This is a genomic window from Corynebacterium sp. MSK041, assembly GCF_030232265.1.
In the GTDB taxonomy this organism is placed as follows: Bacteria; Actinomycetota; Actinomycetes; order Mycobacteriales; family Mycobacteriaceae; genus Corynebacterium.
In genome coordinates this window covers 1-16,536 of sequence record NZ_JASPJK010000013.1, presented here as the reverse complement: position 1 = coordinate 16,536, position 16,536 = coordinate 1, and the positions used below count along the sequence as shown (strand labels likewise).

The 16,536-nt window shown below is 59.7% G+C and carries 11 protein-coding genes; 3 read left to right on the top strand and 8 right to left on the bottom strand.

The window, feature by feature from the left end; translation table 11 throughout:
* Nucleotides 1–44: 44 nt before the first annotated feature.
* From QP968_RS09565 to trmB, 4 genes are read right to left on the bottom strand one after another with little or no spacing between them, the layout of a single operon-like run.
* Nucleotides 45–1,046: a lysylphosphatidylglycerol synthase transmembrane domain-containing protein gene (locus tag QP968_RS09565; RefSeq protein ID WP_284856173.1), complete on the bottom strand. Its 1,002-nt coding sequence runs from the start codon at nt 1,044–1,046 to the stop codon at nt 45–47.
* Nucleotides 1,039–3,309 carry an MMPL family transporter gene (locus tag QP968_RS09560; protein WP_284856172.1) on the bottom strand — a complete coding sequence of 757 codons (2,271 nt, stop codon included), beginning with the start codon at nt 3,307–3,309 and terminating at the stop codon, nt 1,039–1,041. The genes QP968_RS09565 and QP968_RS09560 overlap by 8 nt, the downstream gene beginning before the upstream one ends.
* A gap of 7 nt (nt 3,310–3,316) precedes the next feature.
* Nucleotides 3,317–3,973, bottom strand: a complete 657-nt coding sequence (locus QP968_RS09555) for an NYN domain-containing protein (protein ID WP_284856171.1) — start codon at nt 3,971–3,973, stop codon at nt 3,317–3,319.
* Nucleotides 3,970–4,734, bottom strand: a complete 765-nt coding sequence (trmB, locus tag QP968_RS09550) for a tRNA (guanosine(46)-N7)-methyltransferase TrmB (RefSeq protein ID WP_284856170.1) — start codon at nt 4,732–4,734, stop codon at nt 3,970–3,972. Before trmB ends, QP968_RS09555 begins: the two co-directional genes overlap by 4 nt.
* A gap of 299 nt (nt 4,735–5,033) precedes the next feature.
* Here trmB and QP968_RS09545 point away from each other — a divergent pair, with 299 nt between their 5' ends.
* Nucleotides 5,034–6,848, top strand: coding sequence for a phosphoenolpyruvate carboxykinase (GTP) (locus QP968_RS09545; protein WP_284856169.1), 1,815 nt, complete (start codon nt 5,034–5,036; stop codon nt 6,846–6,848).
* Between the two features lie 102 nt (nt 6,849–6,950).
* On the opposite strand, the gene QP968_RS09540 is transcribed toward QP968_RS09545, so the two are convergent.
* The 3 genes from QP968_RS09540 to QP968_RS09530 all read right to left on the bottom strand — a co-directional run bounded on the left by QP968_RS09540 (nt 6,951) and on the right by QP968_RS09530 (nt 9,403).
* The gene (locus QP968_RS09540; protein WP_284856168.1) at nt 6,951–7,346 is read right to left on the bottom strand and encodes a hypothetical protein; all 396 of its coding nucleotides are present in this window, start codon (nt 7,344–7,346) and stop codon (nt 6,951–6,953) included.
* A gap of 370 nt (nt 7,347–7,716) precedes the next feature.
* Nucleotides 7,717–8,262 carry a lysozyme family protein gene (locus QP968_RS09535; RefSeq protein WP_284856167.1) on the bottom strand — a complete coding sequence of 182 codons (546 nt, stop codon included), beginning with the start codon at nt 8,260–8,262 and terminating at the stop codon, nt 7,717–7,719.
* A gap of 97 nt (nt 8,263–8,359) precedes the next feature.
* Nucleotides 8,360–9,403 carry a MinD/ParA family ATP-binding protein gene (locus QP968_RS09530; protein WP_502870936.1) on the bottom strand — a complete coding sequence of 348 codons (1,044 nt, stop codon included), beginning with the start codon at nt 9,401–9,403 and terminating at the stop codon, nt 8,360–8,362.
* A 546-nt stretch (nt 9,404–9,949) separates the two neighbouring features.
* Between QP968_RS09530 and QP968_RS09525 the strand changes: the two genes are divergently transcribed.
* The gene (locus QP968_RS09525) at nt 9,950–10,732 is read left to right on the top strand and encodes a hypothetical protein (RefSeq protein WP_284856166.1); all 783 of its coding nucleotides are present in this window, start codon (nt 9,950–9,952) and stop codon (nt 10,730–10,732) included.
* Here QP968_RS09525 and eccD read toward each other — a convergent pair.
* The gene (gene eccD / locus QP968_RS09520) at nt 10,729–12,177 is read right to left on the bottom strand and encodes a type VII secretion integral membrane protein EccD (protein ID WP_284856165.1); all 1,449 of its coding nucleotides are present in this window, start codon (nt 12,175–12,177) and stop codon (nt 10,729–10,731) included. The genes QP968_RS09525 and eccD overlap by 4 nt on opposite strands.
* Nucleotides 12,178–12,284: 107 nt before the next feature.
* Here eccD and eccCa point away from each other — a divergent pair, with 107 nt between their 5' ends.
* Nucleotides 12,285–16,325 carry a type VII secretion protein EccCa gene (gene eccCa, locus QP968_RS09515; RefSeq protein WP_284856164.1) on the top strand — a complete coding sequence of 1,347 codons (4,041 nt, stop codon included), beginning with the start codon at nt 12,285–12,287 and terminating at the stop codon, nt 16,323–16,325.
* Nucleotides 16,326–16,536: the final 211 nt, after the last annotated feature.

Genomic DNA, 16,536 nt, shown 5'->3' with positions numbered 1-16,536 from the left:
CTGGCCTCTTTTAGAGGGGAATTGTTCATGCTCGACCGGCGGCGTTAGTGCTGCCGGCCGAGCATGAACCCTTTTCCGGCATAAGCAATGAGGTAGACCACCCAGCCGATGACGGTAATGAGGGCAAAGGAAACGATGCGGTAGATCAGGGTGGCGGCAGTAGCTTCCACCAAGGTGAGGCCAGTGGCCACCAGGGAGGCGGTGGCAACGGGTTCTACGGTGCCAATGCCGCCAGGGGTGATCTGGGCAGCACCGGCCAGCTTGGTCATGATGAAGGCCAAGGTGACGCCCTGGATCGTGGTGTCATCCACACCGGCGGTGAAGCCGGGGAGGGAACCGGTGACGGCGGCGACACAGAAGTAGAGGGTGGCTACGTCAATAAGCTGGTTGAGCAGGGAGCAGAAAGCGGCGGCGATGAAACCGCGGGGGGACATGCGGATATCACCAAGCTGAGTGATCACGGGCAGGACACGCTCGCGCACACGCGTTGGCAGGTAGCGCGTCCAGCGTGCGAGCACGGTCGGGTTGTACACGGCCCAGAACAGGCCGGCAATGGCAGCAGAGGCTACGGCGAGAGAGCCAGCGAGAGCCCACATGGATAGGTTGGCGCCAAGAAAGATAGCGGCGGCTATGCCAATGACCACCATCCACACGGTGGACAGTGCGCCGGAGATGACAAAGAACCACCCGCACAATCCCGGTGAAGCGCCCCAAGAGCGGTGGACGCGGTAGGTCAACCACGCGGACAGGGCGGGACCACCGGGGAGAGTGGTGGACCAGGCGTTGCTGGCCAGAGTGATGGCGGTGCAATTGCCGATGTTCGCGTTCACGTGTTTAGCCACGAGTAGGATGCGCATCACAATGGCCATGGCCACGATGGCCAGCACCGAGCACAGAATCGACGCCGTCACGTACAAGGGGGAGGCGTGGCTAAGTGCCGCGAAGGCCTGCCCAAGGAACGGCAGTTGATCGCGGAAAACCAGTCCAACAACAATGAGGACCGCGACGGGGGCCAGCCACCGCACCCAGGAACGAAGATCAGTCATTCAGTCGGCGCATGAGTTCGTCGAAGGGAATGAGGTCGCTGTCCTGGTCCACGCTCACACCGCTGCGGGCGTGCTGCGTGGCAAGGACGGTATCGCCAATGGGGATTTCGCCGGTGCGGGGGTGGGTGGGTTCTGAAGCAGGGGCATCGTCGATAAGCGAACTGCCCTCCCCGAAGCTCTCGTAGGCGCGTTTGATCCACCGTGGGGCCCACCAGTTGTCCTCGCGCAGTTCGTGCATGACGGCGGGCACGAGCAGCAGACGGATGAGCGTGGCATCAAGCGCGAGGGAGAAGATGAGGCCGAAGGAAATGTACTTCATCATCACAATCTCACTCATCGCGAATGCGCCCGCGACCACGATCATGATGAGCGCGGCCGCCGTAATAATCCCGCCGGTGTGCGCGGTGCCGTATTTAATCGCATCGCTTGTTTGCGAGCCCTTGTGCCGTGCCTCCACCATCCGCGAGACCAGGAAGACTTCATAGTCCGTGGACAGACCGTAGAGGATCGCGATGATGAGCACGAGAACCGGGCTCATAAGCGGACCTGGTGTGAAGCCGAGCAGGCCGGAACCCACGCCGTCCACGAAGACGAGGGTGAGGAAACCGAGTGTGGCGCCGATACCCAGGATGTTCATAATCACGGCCTTGGCCGGCAAAATCATCGAGCCGAAGAGCACCGCCATGAGCAGGAACGTGGCTACGACCATGTACACCGCCATCCACGGTAGGCGTTCCAGGAGGGCTTCGATGGATTCGATTTCCATGGCTGGGGTGCCGGCGATGTAGAGGTCCACACCCTCCGGTGCGGTGATGGCGCGGAGTTGGTCGATGACTTCCTCACCACCATTGCGGTCCGCCAGGGTGCCGGAGAGCACTGTTGTGCCGTCCTTCGTGGCCTGCGTCGGTGCCATGGGGGAGGCCAGGCCGGTGACCTGACGGGTTTGCATGACCACGTCCACCAGCTGCTGGTTGTCCGCGCCGGTGACAACCAGCTTCACTGGGTCCGTGCGGAAGGCGGGGAAGGTCTCATTGAAGTCATCTTGTGCCTGGCGCACCGTGTTGGTGGGAGGCAGGTAGGACTCGTTGATACCGCCGAAGGTGATGCCCACGATGGGAATAGTCAGCGCCAACAGTGCGCCGGTCACGCCCACGATGACAGCTTTGGAGTGGCGCATGGCCCACGCCGGGATCTTGAACCAGATCGTGTCCTCGAGCCGCTTTGCCGTCCGGCTGGTGCGACGGACGGACCATTTATCGATGTTGTGTCCCAACATCCCAAACAACGCCGGCAGTACCGCCACTGAAATTAAGGCGGCGAACAACACCGCACTGATCGCGCCGTAGGCGACGGACTTGAGGAAGGCCTGCGGGAACATCAGCAGACCCGACAGCGCCACACCGATGAGCAGCGCGGAGAAGAACACCGTCTTGCCTGCCGTGGTGGTGGTCTCCGCCACGGCGTCCTCAACGGTGCGGCCCTTATCCAGCTCCTCCCGGAAACGGGACACCATGAACAGGCCATAGTCGATAGCCAAGCCCAGACCCAACAGGGTGATGATGGACTGCGAAAACACGTTGACCTGCTGGAACTGTGCCAGGATGGACAGGATCGACAGCGAACCGATGATGGACAGCACGCCCACGATCAGCGGCATTGCCGCTGCGATGACACCGCCGAAGACGAACAGCAGGATCACGGCGACAAAAACCAGACCGATTTTCTCTGCCCGGGCAATATCATCCGCCATGCCGCGGTCCAACGCATCAGCCACGGCGGTAGCGCCGGCGATCTGCACTTCGGCGCCAGGGATCTCAATGGCTTCCAGCTCTTCCTGCAGCGCCCGGAAGTCCTTCAAGGTCTGCTCGCCGTCACCGGCCAGGCCGATCGCGGCAAAAGCCTTCGTTTTGTCAGGGGAGATCAGCTGCGGGTTCGGGGTGGCAAAATAGCTGGTTAAGTGGTCAACTTCCGGGCGATCTTTAAGGCGGGAGATCTGCTCGTTGGCGGACGCCACCACCGCCGGGTCCGTGACGTTGCCGCTGACCAACAGGATCACGTCGCCGGCATTGTCGCGGCCAAACGTCTCCTCCTCAATCACCGCAGCGGTGGTGGAATCTGCGCGCGGATCCTCCCACCCCTCCTGCGACAGACGCTCACCGAGCTTGGCGCCCCACAGCACCTGCATGAGGATGATCAGGGCAATGATCACCACAGGAATGATCTTGCGGTGCCGGTAGGCGGCACGGCCCCACCTATAGAACATGCGTCTCCTAGTTCTTGATCAGTGCGCTCAGCGGGCGGAACGGCTGCAGCCACGCACCGCCGTCCGGCAGCTGGTCCAGGTTGACGCGCGGCAGCGGTTCGCGGAATACGCCAGGGATGTCCTCTAAGTCTACGAACGTGATGGCGGGGTCGGTGACTGCCCAGCTGGCGTGTTCGTGAAAACCAATGACCGTGACCGGGATGCCGTCAGCGACGAGCTCCTCGAGCAAGTCCTGGAAGTTCTGCCCGTCAGCGGACGCAACCACTACTCCGCGCAGCACGCCTTCATCTCGGCGGCGGGTGATGTGGGCAATCATGTCCGCATCCACATCAGATTCCTCATCCGCCTTCGGTTTAGCAAAGACGGCGAAACCAACGTTGCGCAGCGCCTCCACCCAGGGGCGCACCACATCGGCGGAACCGGGCGTGACGTTGGTGAACACGGTTGCTTCCGGTTCCACCTCGCCCGGCATGTCCAGGGCGCGGTGCACGAGCCAGCGGCCAATCGCATCAAAACGCGGCCGGTACGCGGCAGTGGGGCGGCCACCCAGGATGGCGCCCAGGCCCATGTCCAAATTCGGCGCGTCCCACACCAGCAGCAAACTGTCCGGGCCGGCATCCGCGCCGGGGGCATAGGAATGGATCAAGCTATGTACATCTGTCATTTTTTCACCCAGAGATATTCAGAAATCACGTGCTCTTTATCCAGGCCTTTGCCCTCAAATTTGGTGATCACCTGGCGGTCGGTCAGGATGGGGGCATTCTCCCACGGCCAGCCCTTATATTCCAGCATCGGCTCCACCTCAACCAGCTCGTTGATCCACTCGGCGTAATCTGCGTGATCGGTGGCCACATGCAGCACGCCGCCCGGCTTCAGGCGTGTGGCAATGAGGTTGAGCGTGCCCGACTGGATGATGCGACGCTTGTGGTGCCGCGCCTTCGGCCACGGATCCGGAAAGAAGATGCGCACACCGTCGAGGGATTCCGGCGGGAACATGCGGGCGAGGACCTCAACGCCGTCCCCACGCACCATGCGGATGTTCTCAATCTCGCCGCGCACAACAGAACCCAGCAGCTTGGCCAGACCCGGCTTGTACAGCTCCACCGCGATCACGTTCGTGTCTTTCTCCAGCGGAGCCATTGCTGCCGTGGACGTGCCCGTGCCTGACCCAATCTCCACGATGGTCTTGTGTCCGCTGCGCCCAAACCACTCATCAACATCAATGGTCTGATCCTCATCTGAATGGGTGAGGATGCGGCCGAGTCGGGGCCACCATTCGTCGAAAAGCTGCTCCTGATTAGGCGTGAGCGTGCCACGACGGAAAGTCACGGACCCCAGGCGGGGGTAATCCAGGCCCGTATCAAACTCAGTTTGCGGGGGACGGCCGTGCGGGAGTTCACCAAGAGAATCATTCACGCACGCCATTGTCGCAGCTTTGAGGCCAGTCCCCCGCATAGGGGCAATAAAGACAAAAACATTCGCGCATCCTGCCCGCAGACCTCACAAACCATCCGCTCGGCAGGTATTACAGGAATCAAAGCTGCTTATCGACGTTTTATCCTCGCCGTCAGCCGCCCTTCCCGGCCCCTCTTTCGGGGGTGGGGAATATGTGACATTGTCGCGCTATCGTGGGCAGTTTCGTGAGACGGGCGGGTGGGGGTAACACTTCGATACTCTAAGAGGGAAGAATTAACTGGGTAGTCGCCGATTATTGAGGAGAATGTATGACCGCCGTAGTGAAGGGTCTTCAGGGGCAGGCCCCCACCGAAAACGAACAACTGATTGAGTGGATTAATGACGCTGTGGAGCTGTTCCAGCCGGAGCAGGTCGTTTTCGCCGACGGATCAGACGAAGAGTGGGACCGTCTCGCCGCTGAACTGGTAGAAAAGGGCACGCTGATCAAGCTCAACGAGGACAAGCGTCCGAACAGCTTCCTCGCTCGCTCCCACCCGTCCGACGTGGCGCGTGTGGAGTCCCGCACCTTCATCGCCAGCGAGAAGGAAGAGGATGCCGGCCCGACCAACAACTGGGTCGAGCCGAGCGCGCTCAAGGCTGAGATGACCGAGCACTTCCGTGGCTCCATGAAGGGCCGCACCATGTACGTCGTGCCGTTCTGCATGGGCCCTATCTCTGACCCGGAGCCGAAGCTCGGCGTGCAGCTGACGGACTCCGCCTACGTGGTCATGTCCATGCGCATCATGACGCGCATGGGCCAGGAAGCCCTGGACAAGATTGGCAAGGACGGCGACTTTGTCCGCTGCCTCCACTCCATCGGCGCACCGCTTGAACCAGGCCAGGAAGACGTGGCGTGGCCGTGCAATGACACCAAGTACATCTCCCAGTTCCCGGAGACCAAGGAAATCTGGTCCTACGGTTCCGGCTACGGCGGCAACGCCATCCTGGCTAAGAAGTGCTACGCCCTGCGTATCGCTTCCGTCATGGCCCGCGAAGAGGGTTGGATGGCGGAGCACATGCTCATCCTCAAACTCACCGATCCGAACGGCAAGGCCTACCACATCGCAGCAGCATTCCCGTCTGCCTGCGGTAAGACCAACCTGGCCATGATCACCCCGACCATTGAGGGCTGGACCGCTGAGGTCGTCGGCGATGACATCGCATGGCTGAAGCTGCGCGAGGACGGCCTCTACGCTGTCAACCCGGAGAACGGCTTCTTCGGCGTCGCCCCGGGCACCAACTACGACTCCAACCCGATTGCCATGCGCACCATGGAGCCAGGCAACACCCTGTTCACCAACGTCGCGCTGACTGATGACGGCGATGTCTGGTGGGAGGACATGGACGGCGAGGTGCCGGCGCACCTCATCGACTGGCAGGGCAACGACTGGACCCCTGAGTCCAGCACCCCGGCTGCTCACCCGAACTCCCGCTACTGCGTGGCCATCTCCCAGTGCCCGACCGCTGCACCGGAGTTCGACGACTGGAAGGGTGTCAAGCTCGACGCCATCCTCTTCGGTGGCCGGCGCCCGTCCACCATCCCGCTGGTTACCCAGGCCCGCGACTGGAACCACGGTGCCATGATTGGCTCCCTGCTGGCTTCCGGCCAGACCGCTGCTTCCCTTGAGGCCAAGGTCGGTTCCCTGCGCCACGACCCGTTCGCGATGCTCCCGTTCATCGGCTACAACGTCGGCGACTACATCCAGAACTGGATCGACCGTGGCGCCGAGGGCGGCGACCGCATGCCGTCCATCTTCCTGGTCAACTGGTTCCGTCGCGGTGAGGACGGCCGCTTCCTGTGGCCGGGCTTCGGCGACAACTCCCGCGTACTCAAGTGGGTCATTGACCGCATCGAGGGCCGCGTTGAGGCCGACGACACCGTCGCCGGCCTGGTTGCCCGCGCCGAGGACCTGGACCTCACCGGCCTGGACACACCACTCGAGGACGTCCGCGAAGCACTCGCCGTCAACCCGGCCGAGTTCGAAGCCGAGTTCGCTGAGGGTGAGGAGTACCTCAAGACCCTGGGCGACCGCATCCCGAAGGAAATCTTCGACGAGCTGGAGAAGTCCAAGGCGAAGATCTAAACGCTCACGCGTTTAAAGAGGCGAAGGAGGGCTCCGGCGGTGCCGGGCCCTCCTCTTCTTAGTGGCTCAGTATCTACTGCTCAATGCCTACTTCTAATTCTGCTACCGGTTTGCAATCCACTGCAGGAGTGCGGATCCGCCGATGGTTCCGCCGAGAATAACCAGCCCAATGGCCAAAGAGCCAAGAAGAATACCGAAACGCCGGGGTTTGATGCTGGAATTCTGCTCACCAAACTGAATGGCGTTAGTTAACGCCGACAGGCGCAGCTTTTCGGCTTGCACCGCCAGACGGTGATCCTTGCGGGGCGGGCGGACGGAATGGGCCTGGCCGTCACCCTCCTGGACACCTGAAGGGATCACACTAGCCGGTAATGGCTCGGGTGCGCCCTGTGAACCTGCGTTCGGGTGTGATGGTGGGGCTTGGTTAAACTCCGGTTCCTGCTGCGGGGAGATAGGGGGAGCCTGGCGCCGTCTGGCAGCGGAAGGGCGGTGTGCCATCGTGGTTTCCTTCTGTGTGTTTTCCTTCAGCATCGCGCAAAAGTGGTGCGTTAGAGGCGGAGGAGCATATCCAACGCTTCTTCGATTCCAGGTCGCCGTGGCGGTGGCGGTGGCGGTGGTGGTGGAGGAGGCGGCGCTTGTGTCACTGTCTCCGTGTGCACCGACGTCGGTGGTGGCGGAGGTGGTGGCTCTGAAGTTTCGGGTTCTGGGGGCGGTGGGAAGTAACTCGTGGGCAGCGGCGGCAGCTCACCCAACGGGGGAATCTGCTGCTCAATTTTGGCAACTTTCGCCGAGCCAGGTTGCCCGCAGGCCGCCAAGCCCAGAGAAAAGAGAACCACGATAGCCGCACACGCGCGCTTAGTGTTTTGCATTAACGCGACAGCTCCTTTGCCACATGATGGACTTCTTTGACGGCCTCAGGCGTGTGAAAGAATCGCTTCACACCCTCATCCCATCCCTCCGGTGAGGTTGGGTTGCCGGCTTCACACATGATGCGTGCTGCGGTCAACGCAGCATCATCAATGTTGTCAGGATTCGGTTTACGGCCTTCCTCTGCAGAGCTACCGTGTTGCTCCCAGCGGGACGGCATAATTTGCATAGGGCCTACGGCTACATCCTGTGTGGCATCCCCATCGGTGACAGCGTTGTCTGTATCCGGCACTGTCAAAGGCGGCATGTTCATGATGGAAAGGCCACGCAGGGGCTTGGATGTGAGCCCATCTTCACCCACCACAGACCCTTCGGCCCGCCCATGGTCCGAGGCGACTTGGCCCACGGCAGCAAGTGTTGGCCAACCCAACTGGCAGCCGTTGTCCGCCTGAACACGCCACGCAGCGTAGGCATACGCTCGCAGTTGCCGCTCAGGGATGCCGTAGGGCTCAGCACGATTCTTAGACCATTCAGACACCGTGTTCACTGGCGGAATCTTTTCTGCTTCCGGGGGTTCCAAACGTGGTGTGCACGCCACTACAGCTAGCGCACAAGCACTGATACTAACGGCAAGGAGAATTCTGTTACCGCGCATGTCGGTGCCACGACCCAAAATCTTCCGCGATCGACGCTGCTAATTGACGATAGGCCGTCAGCGTCGGTCGAGCCATACGGTTCAAATCCACCACAGCACCTTCCGCCAAGTGGCGGTCATACGGGATGACGTGGACAGCTCGTGTGCGTGAACGGAAATGCTCCACAATTTGATCAATGTCCACAGTTGGCTTGCCGGGCGCGGATGAAGAAACGACCACGATAGAGTTCGCGGCCAGCTGCTCATAACCGTGCATGACAAGCCAATCCAGCGTCGCCGAAGCAGACTGGGCGCCATCAAGCGCGGAAGAGGTTACCAATACCAACGTGTTAGCCAACTCCAGAACACCAGCCATGGCTGAGTGCATAAGCCCCGTTCCACAATCCGTAAGAATCACGTTGTAGTGGTGCTGCAAAATATCAATCGCATGCCGGTAGTCATCCTCACTGAAAGCTTCCGACACTGCCGGATCGCGCTCACTGCCGATAACTTCCAAACGGGAAGCAGCTTGTGTGGTAAATGCTCTCACCTGCGGGTAGCGGGAAGTGTCCTCTGCTGTGAGGAGATCACGGATGGTCGCGGGGCCCGGTGCCGCAGTGCGTTGCGCCAACGTGCCAAGGTCAGGGTTGGCATCGATGGCGATCACACGGTCACCGCGTTCGCTGGCAAAAACACCACCAAGGGCAACAGTGGTTGTTGTTTTGCCCACACCACCTTTGAGCGACATGACAGCGATGCGGTAATCCCCACGCAATGGTGTGCGAACAGCAGCTAGCAGTGCGTCCTCTTCCATCGCAGAGCGCGAGTCACCAGGGTTGATTTTTCCACCCGTCAAGTTGTGGACGAGCTTGCGCCAACCAGCCTTCGGTGGGGCCTTCACGGGATTCACAAGATTGCGCTGATCCAGTGCAACCGGTGGCGTGAGTTCCACATGAGGGGGTTGCTCCGGATTCTGCGGCGACGATGACATTCCAGGCGCAGGTGGCTGAGTCGGAGCCCATCCGGGAGCGGATGGCTGGTTCTTCGGTGGCATGCTTGCTTCAGCCTTGAGCGGACGCTCCTGGACTTCACTGCTAGTACGCCCGAATGGAGGCTGACTAGGTGGATTCTGCGGTGCCGCAGGTTGCCGGGTGACCGGCTGTGAAATTGACTGGTCTGGGCGCGGTGTCGGTGGTGGAGTTTCAGGCGGCGTCGGTTGCGGGGCCGGCGGCTGTTCGGTCACCTTGGGCGCGTCAAACCACGGTTTTTGTGGTGGTGCCAGCTGGGGCTCCGGACGAGAGTAGCTTGCCGGTGGCTGCTGTGGGGCAGGAGGATTGGGCGAATGGGCGGTCCGGGGCGCACCATCAAACGATTGTGGGTGTTGTGATGACGTCTTTGTGTGAGGCTCCTGAGAGCGCTCAGTTTCCTCTTTGGTCTCATGGTTCACCTGCAACCACGGCGGAATGCCAGCTTGTGTGTCCTTGTGCTCGTTCATTTCAACTCCTCATGTTCATTGTTCGGTCACGCTCGGTGGAGCGAGAACCGCGTCCCCTTATGCTATACACAGCTTGCACATTCTCCGCTTCAGAACGAAAACGCTATGAATAAATTTTCTCCGACTTCCCTCACACGCCACCTCAGGTGGTCTGATGCCGTTGCCCACTCACAGCGCACTGTTGGTCGCGTGGATGATCAACCAGCGCTTATCGCTGTTGCTGCTGTTAGTGACCAGATGTTAACCACCCCAACCACGGCACTGGTCTCCATTGTTCTTAATGCGGCAGCACGGTTACCCATGATCGCGGTTGACGCTGATGGTGTCAATCAGCCACTTCGAGGGCCTCTGGGTGCCCATACTGGCGGTGATCTTGTGGGGTTGGCGCATGCGCCGTCGTGGGGGTTGCTGCGCGCCCAGATTGAGCCTTTTGCTGATTCTTCAGGGGCATCACCACTGTTGACCACAGCAAGCCCCCAACCGCTTTCGTCAGAGGAGTTGATGTCGGCGATGCACCGTGCATCCCACCGCTGGCCCATCGTGGTTGTGGATCTGCCCTACACCTGCAGTGGTGAGCTCATTGTTGCCGGAACATCCCTTGCCACACATGTGTTGCTGGTCGCCGACCGGCACTACACCGACCATTCGTGGCTGTACCGGCCGGGGCACCACCTTTATGAGGCGGCCCGGCAAGGCCGAGTCAGTGTGGTCAAGGTGGGTGCTGCACCGACGAATGAGGATCCGGCGGATACGCTCACACTTCCTGCTGCCCACGCACCGAGCGTGCGTGAACCGATCCAGGTGCCTACAGGGCCAGCAGCGGTGGTGCAGTACAACCGTTTGTTGGCAAGGCTGTTTTCCACGCCAGAGGAAAGCAATACCCGTTAGATGGTTGCCCAAAAGTACTGGTAGAGCCCCTGTGCAGCTAGAATGACGGGGATAGATGCCAGGCACACCAAGATATCCAGCATGGACAGGATGCGTGCCACGCGGGCTTCTTCCACGTCATCGCGTTGGCGCAGAGCGATGGCTACGGCTATGCCTGCACCCAACAGTAAAACAGCTGCTGCGACGAGCCAGACCCACATGTTTGTTTGGGCTGATAGCCACCAGGGTGCAGGGTTTTCAAAGGAGACACCCTGGTTCTGTGCCCAGCGTACGGCCGCACCGGCGGTGAGACTTAGGCCCAAAACACCTGTTGTGATGAGTGTGGTGATGATGCGTGCGTCGGCAAAGCCATTCTGGCGTAGTAGCAAAGCAAAGCAGAGCACCACTGCGATGAGGCCGTGCTGCCAAACAGGGCTGGCGGTAAGAATGATGAGGATGAGCAAGGCGAGTACTACTGCCGCCCAGGACACCCCACGACTGATTGCTTCGGCCCGGCGCGCTTGTGTACGGATGGCTTCGCGTTCTACTTGGTCGCCGGCTTCATTGTGGCGGATGAGTGCTGGCAGGCCGGTTGAGCGCAGGCCTACGGATGGTGCGATGAGTAGAACGAGGATGGGCAGCCATGCTGACCATGCTGCGATGGCGTAGATGTTGCCACCGAAGTGCGTGCCGGCCAGGACTACACCGGCGACCAGTGTAATGATGAGTGCTGTGACGATGCCGCCGAGGCCGCCTGCAGGTGCTTTTCGTCCCGCTGCCCACATTGCGGGTATTGCGCTGAGCGCCACTGCTATCACGGTTGTAGCCGCAGCATGGGGTGCGGGGGTTCCGCGTAGGGATATCTCGGCGATGATGAATGTTGCCAGCGGCAGGAGTGCCCCAAGGAATCGCATCCATTCGTGTTTGCGCCACAGTGCCAGGCCAAGACCAATAAGGGCACTGACAACGATGATGGTCAGTTGCGCCCACCCTTGGGGTGGCAGTGGTGGATCGTGGAGCCAGAGGCCACGACCTGCAATGGTGCCGGCCAGGATAATCAGGAATGTGAGGACTGCCAGTGCGCCACTGCTGCGCATTGCGCCGGACCACACCCATTGTGCTGCGCCGATGGTTGAGCGCACCTCCGCGATGGCGTCATCGACAAAAGGGGTCCGTGCTGCCTCTTGGCGGCGGGTGAGGTAGAGCTTGCTGCCATCCTGCACGCCATGTTCAGCGAGTGTGGAGTGCGGATCAATGACTCCTGTTTTGGGGGAGGATAGGACCCATGTGTGGGTGTCAGCTGTGGCAATGGAGTCGGGGGATTCTGTGCCCGTCTGGTCAGAATGGCTGTCAAAAAGGTCCACTGCATCATCAACGACGTCAACGGCGGGGCGGTTATACGGCAAGCTCACATCGAGCTGTCGCTCTTTGTAAAAGATGCTCACGCGGACGAAGACATCAGTCATGGAACAATAATCTAACACTTATCTCAGCGGAGTCTTAGACTTGGTGGTCCTACCGTTGACTGCCGGTACCGTTAATTACTGTTTTGGAACGCTTGGAGAAAGGGCTTATGAGCACCCGTATTGTCCACCGCCCGGCTCGCTTGCATCGCACGATTCCGAAGGAAAAGCCGCTTCGTCTTGCCCAGGTGCCTACTATCCGCTCGCGTAGTGGTGGCGCTGGTGTGATGATGCTTTTGATGCCCATCATCGCTGGTACGGGCATGGTGATGATGATGTTTTCTTCGGGCAACCCGATCCGCATGGTGGTTGGGTGTTTCATGTTCGTGGCGGTGATTTTGGGTGCTGTGTTGATGTTTATTCGTCAACGCACGGGGTCGCGTCGACAAGCTGAGGAGGAGCGGGAGCGTTTCCTCGAGCATTTAGAGGAGGTTGAGGGGGAAATCCGTGAGCTTGCTCGTGAGCAGCAAGTTGAAGCGCTCACCCGCCATCCGCATCCGCGTTCGCTTGTCGACGTGGTGAGGGATCCCTACCGCCTATGGGAGCGTCGCCCGGGTGATGAAGATTTTTTGGTTACTCGGATTGGGACTGGCATTGGCACGTTCGCTCGTGGTGTGGATGTTCCGCCGGTGACGAATCCGATGCAGGTTGCGGAGCCGATTTCGCAGGCGCACCTGGATCGGATGAAGCGCCGCACGTGCAGTATTGATGGGTTGCCTATCGCGATTCCGGCGCGGGGTTCGGTGTCTTTGGTCGGCCCACCGGAGCTGACCACGGAGACAGTGCGAGCGATTCTTAGTCAGACGGCGATCTTTCATGCGCCGGATGATGTGCGTTTCCATTTGGCTTTGCCGCTTGCGGATGACACGGACAGGAGCTCGTGGCCGCTTTGGTTCCCACACCTGTTGTCCCCGGAGGAATTCGATGGGCCGATTGGTAAGCGGAGTGTCTCTTTTAACGCGGAGACTGCCGAGGGATTGCTCAGGGAGTTAAGCGAGCGGGACAAGGAAGTCAAAGAGCGCTCTCGTTATCACAAGACTTTGATTGACCGACCTCACCTGCTCATTGTTTTGGATATGGACTCAGAGCATGGCAAGCAGATTTCTGGGCGGATTGATTCCATGCGCTCTTTAGAGTCGTCTCGTGTGACGGTTCTGGCTACGTCGCGGGTGCAGCATTCTGAGCCTTCAAAGGTAGATGTGCGTGTGCTGTTGCGCCCTGACCGGTCTTTTACTGTGCAGTTGTTGGATCGCGGTGAGGTCCGTGAGCCGAAGGAGGGTGAGGCTGGCTACGCCGAACGCGTACTGTACGGCGGTGATTCGGGGTCGCTAGATGAAGTCTCACCGGCTATTGCAGAGTCCATCGCACGCAGTATTTCCCCGTTGCGTTTGGTGGAGGATGCGTCACCTGATTCCACGTTGGAGCGCACGATTGCGTTGGATGACATGCTGGGTATAGCTAACTTTGCCACGTATGACGTTGTCGAAGCGTGGCAGCCGCGTTCGACTCGTGATTTTCTCAACGTGCCTTTCGGAGTGGGTGCGGATGGTGAGCCGATCAACTTAGACATCAAAGAGTCCGCGAAATCGGGTATGGGCCCGCACGGCCTGTGTGTTGGTGCCACCGGTTCCGGTAAATCAGAAGTGCTGCGCACCCTTGTTTTGTCCCAGGTGATTTGCCATCCGCCGGACCAGCTTTCTCTAGTGTTGGTGGACTTTAAGGGTGGTGCAACTTTCGCTGGTTTGGAGCCGTTGCCGCATACAGCAGCGATTGTGGACAATTTGGAAGACGGTGCGGGCCTTGTGGATCGTTTGCATGACTCAATTCTTGGTGAGATTCAGCGGCGTCAGCGCGTCTTGCAAGAAGCGGGCAACTTAGCCAACGTTGCTGAATACAACCAGCTACGTTCTGAGGGTAAAGTTACCGAGCCACTACCGGTGCTGTTTGTGGTTATTGATGAGTTCGGTGAGCTGCTTGCCGCTAAACCTGAGTTCATTGAGCTCTTTGTCCAAATTGGTCGCATCGGCCGTTCGATTGGTGTTCACCTCCTGCTTGCCTCCCAGCGCTTGGAAGAAGGTCGTCTGCGTGGCTTGGAGTCGTACCTGTCCTACCGCATTGGTTTGCGCACCTTCTCCGCTCAGGAATCGCGCGCAGCCATCGGCACAACCGATGCCCATGAACTGCCACCCATTCCAGGCTCGGGCTTTTTGAAGGTGGATCCAGACATCTTCGACCGTTTCAAGGCTGCTTATGTCTCCGGCCCATATGAAGCTATCGAGCGGGCCCATGAACGCGAGCTGCCACCAGTGCCCATGCCCTTGGACTTAATCAACACCACGGAGGAGTGGCTGCGCCAACGCGAAAAAGAACATTCTCAATTTCTGGAACAGCGCAACGCACGGCTGACTGACGGCACTCCACCGGAAACCACTCTTGATCTTGTGGTCGGGCGTCTCGCCCCAGCGGCGGAGAAAACACGCCAGATTTGGCTGCCTCCGCTGCCAGAATCCCTATCACTCCAGGGGGCAGTTGGTCCGGTGGAGATGTCGTCCGAACGAGGCTTGAGTGCGGCTTCACCCGGCCACATGGTTTTCACGCTGGGGTTGCGCGATAAGCCCCTGGATCAGTGGCAGGGGCCGTTGACTCTTGATCTTTCTGGTGCGGGTGGCAACGTGGCCATTATGGGAGCGCCGCAATCAGGCAAGAGCACGGCTCTTCGCACATTGGTTACTGCGGCAGCGCTGACGCACACCCCGCGAGAGGTGAATTTCTACCTCATTGACATGTCGGGCTCGGGTTTGTCGTATCTGGAGGACTTGCCGCACGTTGGTACGGTGGCCACGCGTTTCGACGAAGACAAGCTACGCCGCACAGTCGCAGAGATTGGCATGTTCCTTGTGGAGCGTGAGCAGCTGTTTTCAGCGCACCACATTTCCAATGTTGAGGAAATGCGCGAGATGCATAAGAAACGTCTGCTTTCGGATCTACCTGCTGCGGATATTGTTTTGGCTATCGATGGCTGGTCGACTTTACGCAAGGATTATGACGATGTCGCGGAACAAGTCACTGAAATTGCTCAGCGCGGATTGGCCTACGGCATCCATGTGGTCTTTGCTACTGGGCGTTGGGCGGATTTCCGTCTGCCGTTGCAGGCTGTCATTGGTACGCGGCTGGAGTTCGCGCTGAATGATCCGATTGACTCGGCGATGGGGAAAAAGATCTCCGAAGGGCTTGTAGGGTTGCCCACTGGGCGCGCTGCGATTGCAGATGGCACCTATAGTCACATCGCTCTACCCATCCTGGAGCAACGTGGTGGCGTACCAATGACCCCGCAGGAGACGGTGGCTGCTATTGCGGAAGGGTGGCGGGGTGCCGGCGCGCCCCCAGTACGCATGCTTCCATCAGCGGTCGCTCTTGCGGAGATTCGTCGTTCATTCCCGGATGCACCACCCGTGTGTCTTGGTCTCACGGAGACGACGCTTGGCCCCGCTCGCTTCGATATAGAGGGAGACGAGCGCCATGTCTTTGTCATCGGTGATAGTGCGTCCGGTAAAACGACAACATTGCGCACATATATCGAGGAAGTGACTGCAGGTAAGCGGCCGGGCGAGATCATGTTCGGCGTCTGGGATCTGCGACGAGGACTTCTTGGCGCAGTACCGGATCAGTTCCTTGGCGGGTTCGCTGGCACGCGCGAAGGGTGCGAAACGCTAGCTAAGGGGATCGCCTCCGAGTTGGGGCGTCGTCTACCTGGCAGGGACATTACAGCGGAGCAACTCCGCTCCCGTTCGTGGTGGTCCGGTCCTGAAATTTATGTGCTGGTGGATAACTATGACGGACTTGAAGGCGGTAACAACCCCTTGAAGCCGTTAGTGCCTTTCATCTCTCAGGCCGCAGATGTTGGGCTACACATCATCATCGCCCGTAGGTCCTCCGGCATGTCCAGAGCATCTTATGACCCACTTATGCAAGCGATCCGTGAAGCGGGGGCAGCAGGTGTCCTTTTGTCGGGTGAACGGCAAGAGGGGGCTATCTTCCCGGGCGTATTTCTCAAGCGTCTTCCCGCTGGGCGTGCGCAGTGGGTTAACCGCTCAGGCAGAGTTGAAATGATCCAAATTGCTCGGGACGAACCTATGGATTTGGACATATGAGCCTGAGAGTTTGCTGAAGATTTGGGTGTTTGTGTTGCGTGTGTTCTTAATCGTTTCTAAGCTGTGGGTCCTAGTCCATTGAGTCATGTTTGTGGCTGACCCGATTTCGCGGGTGGTTGGTACCGCCTGCGGCAAACCGAGTTGAGGGGGTAGCGTGCCTGTGCGGGGTGTTGATGCGCCGGTTTATGGTGTTGGTTTGCCGCCTGATGCG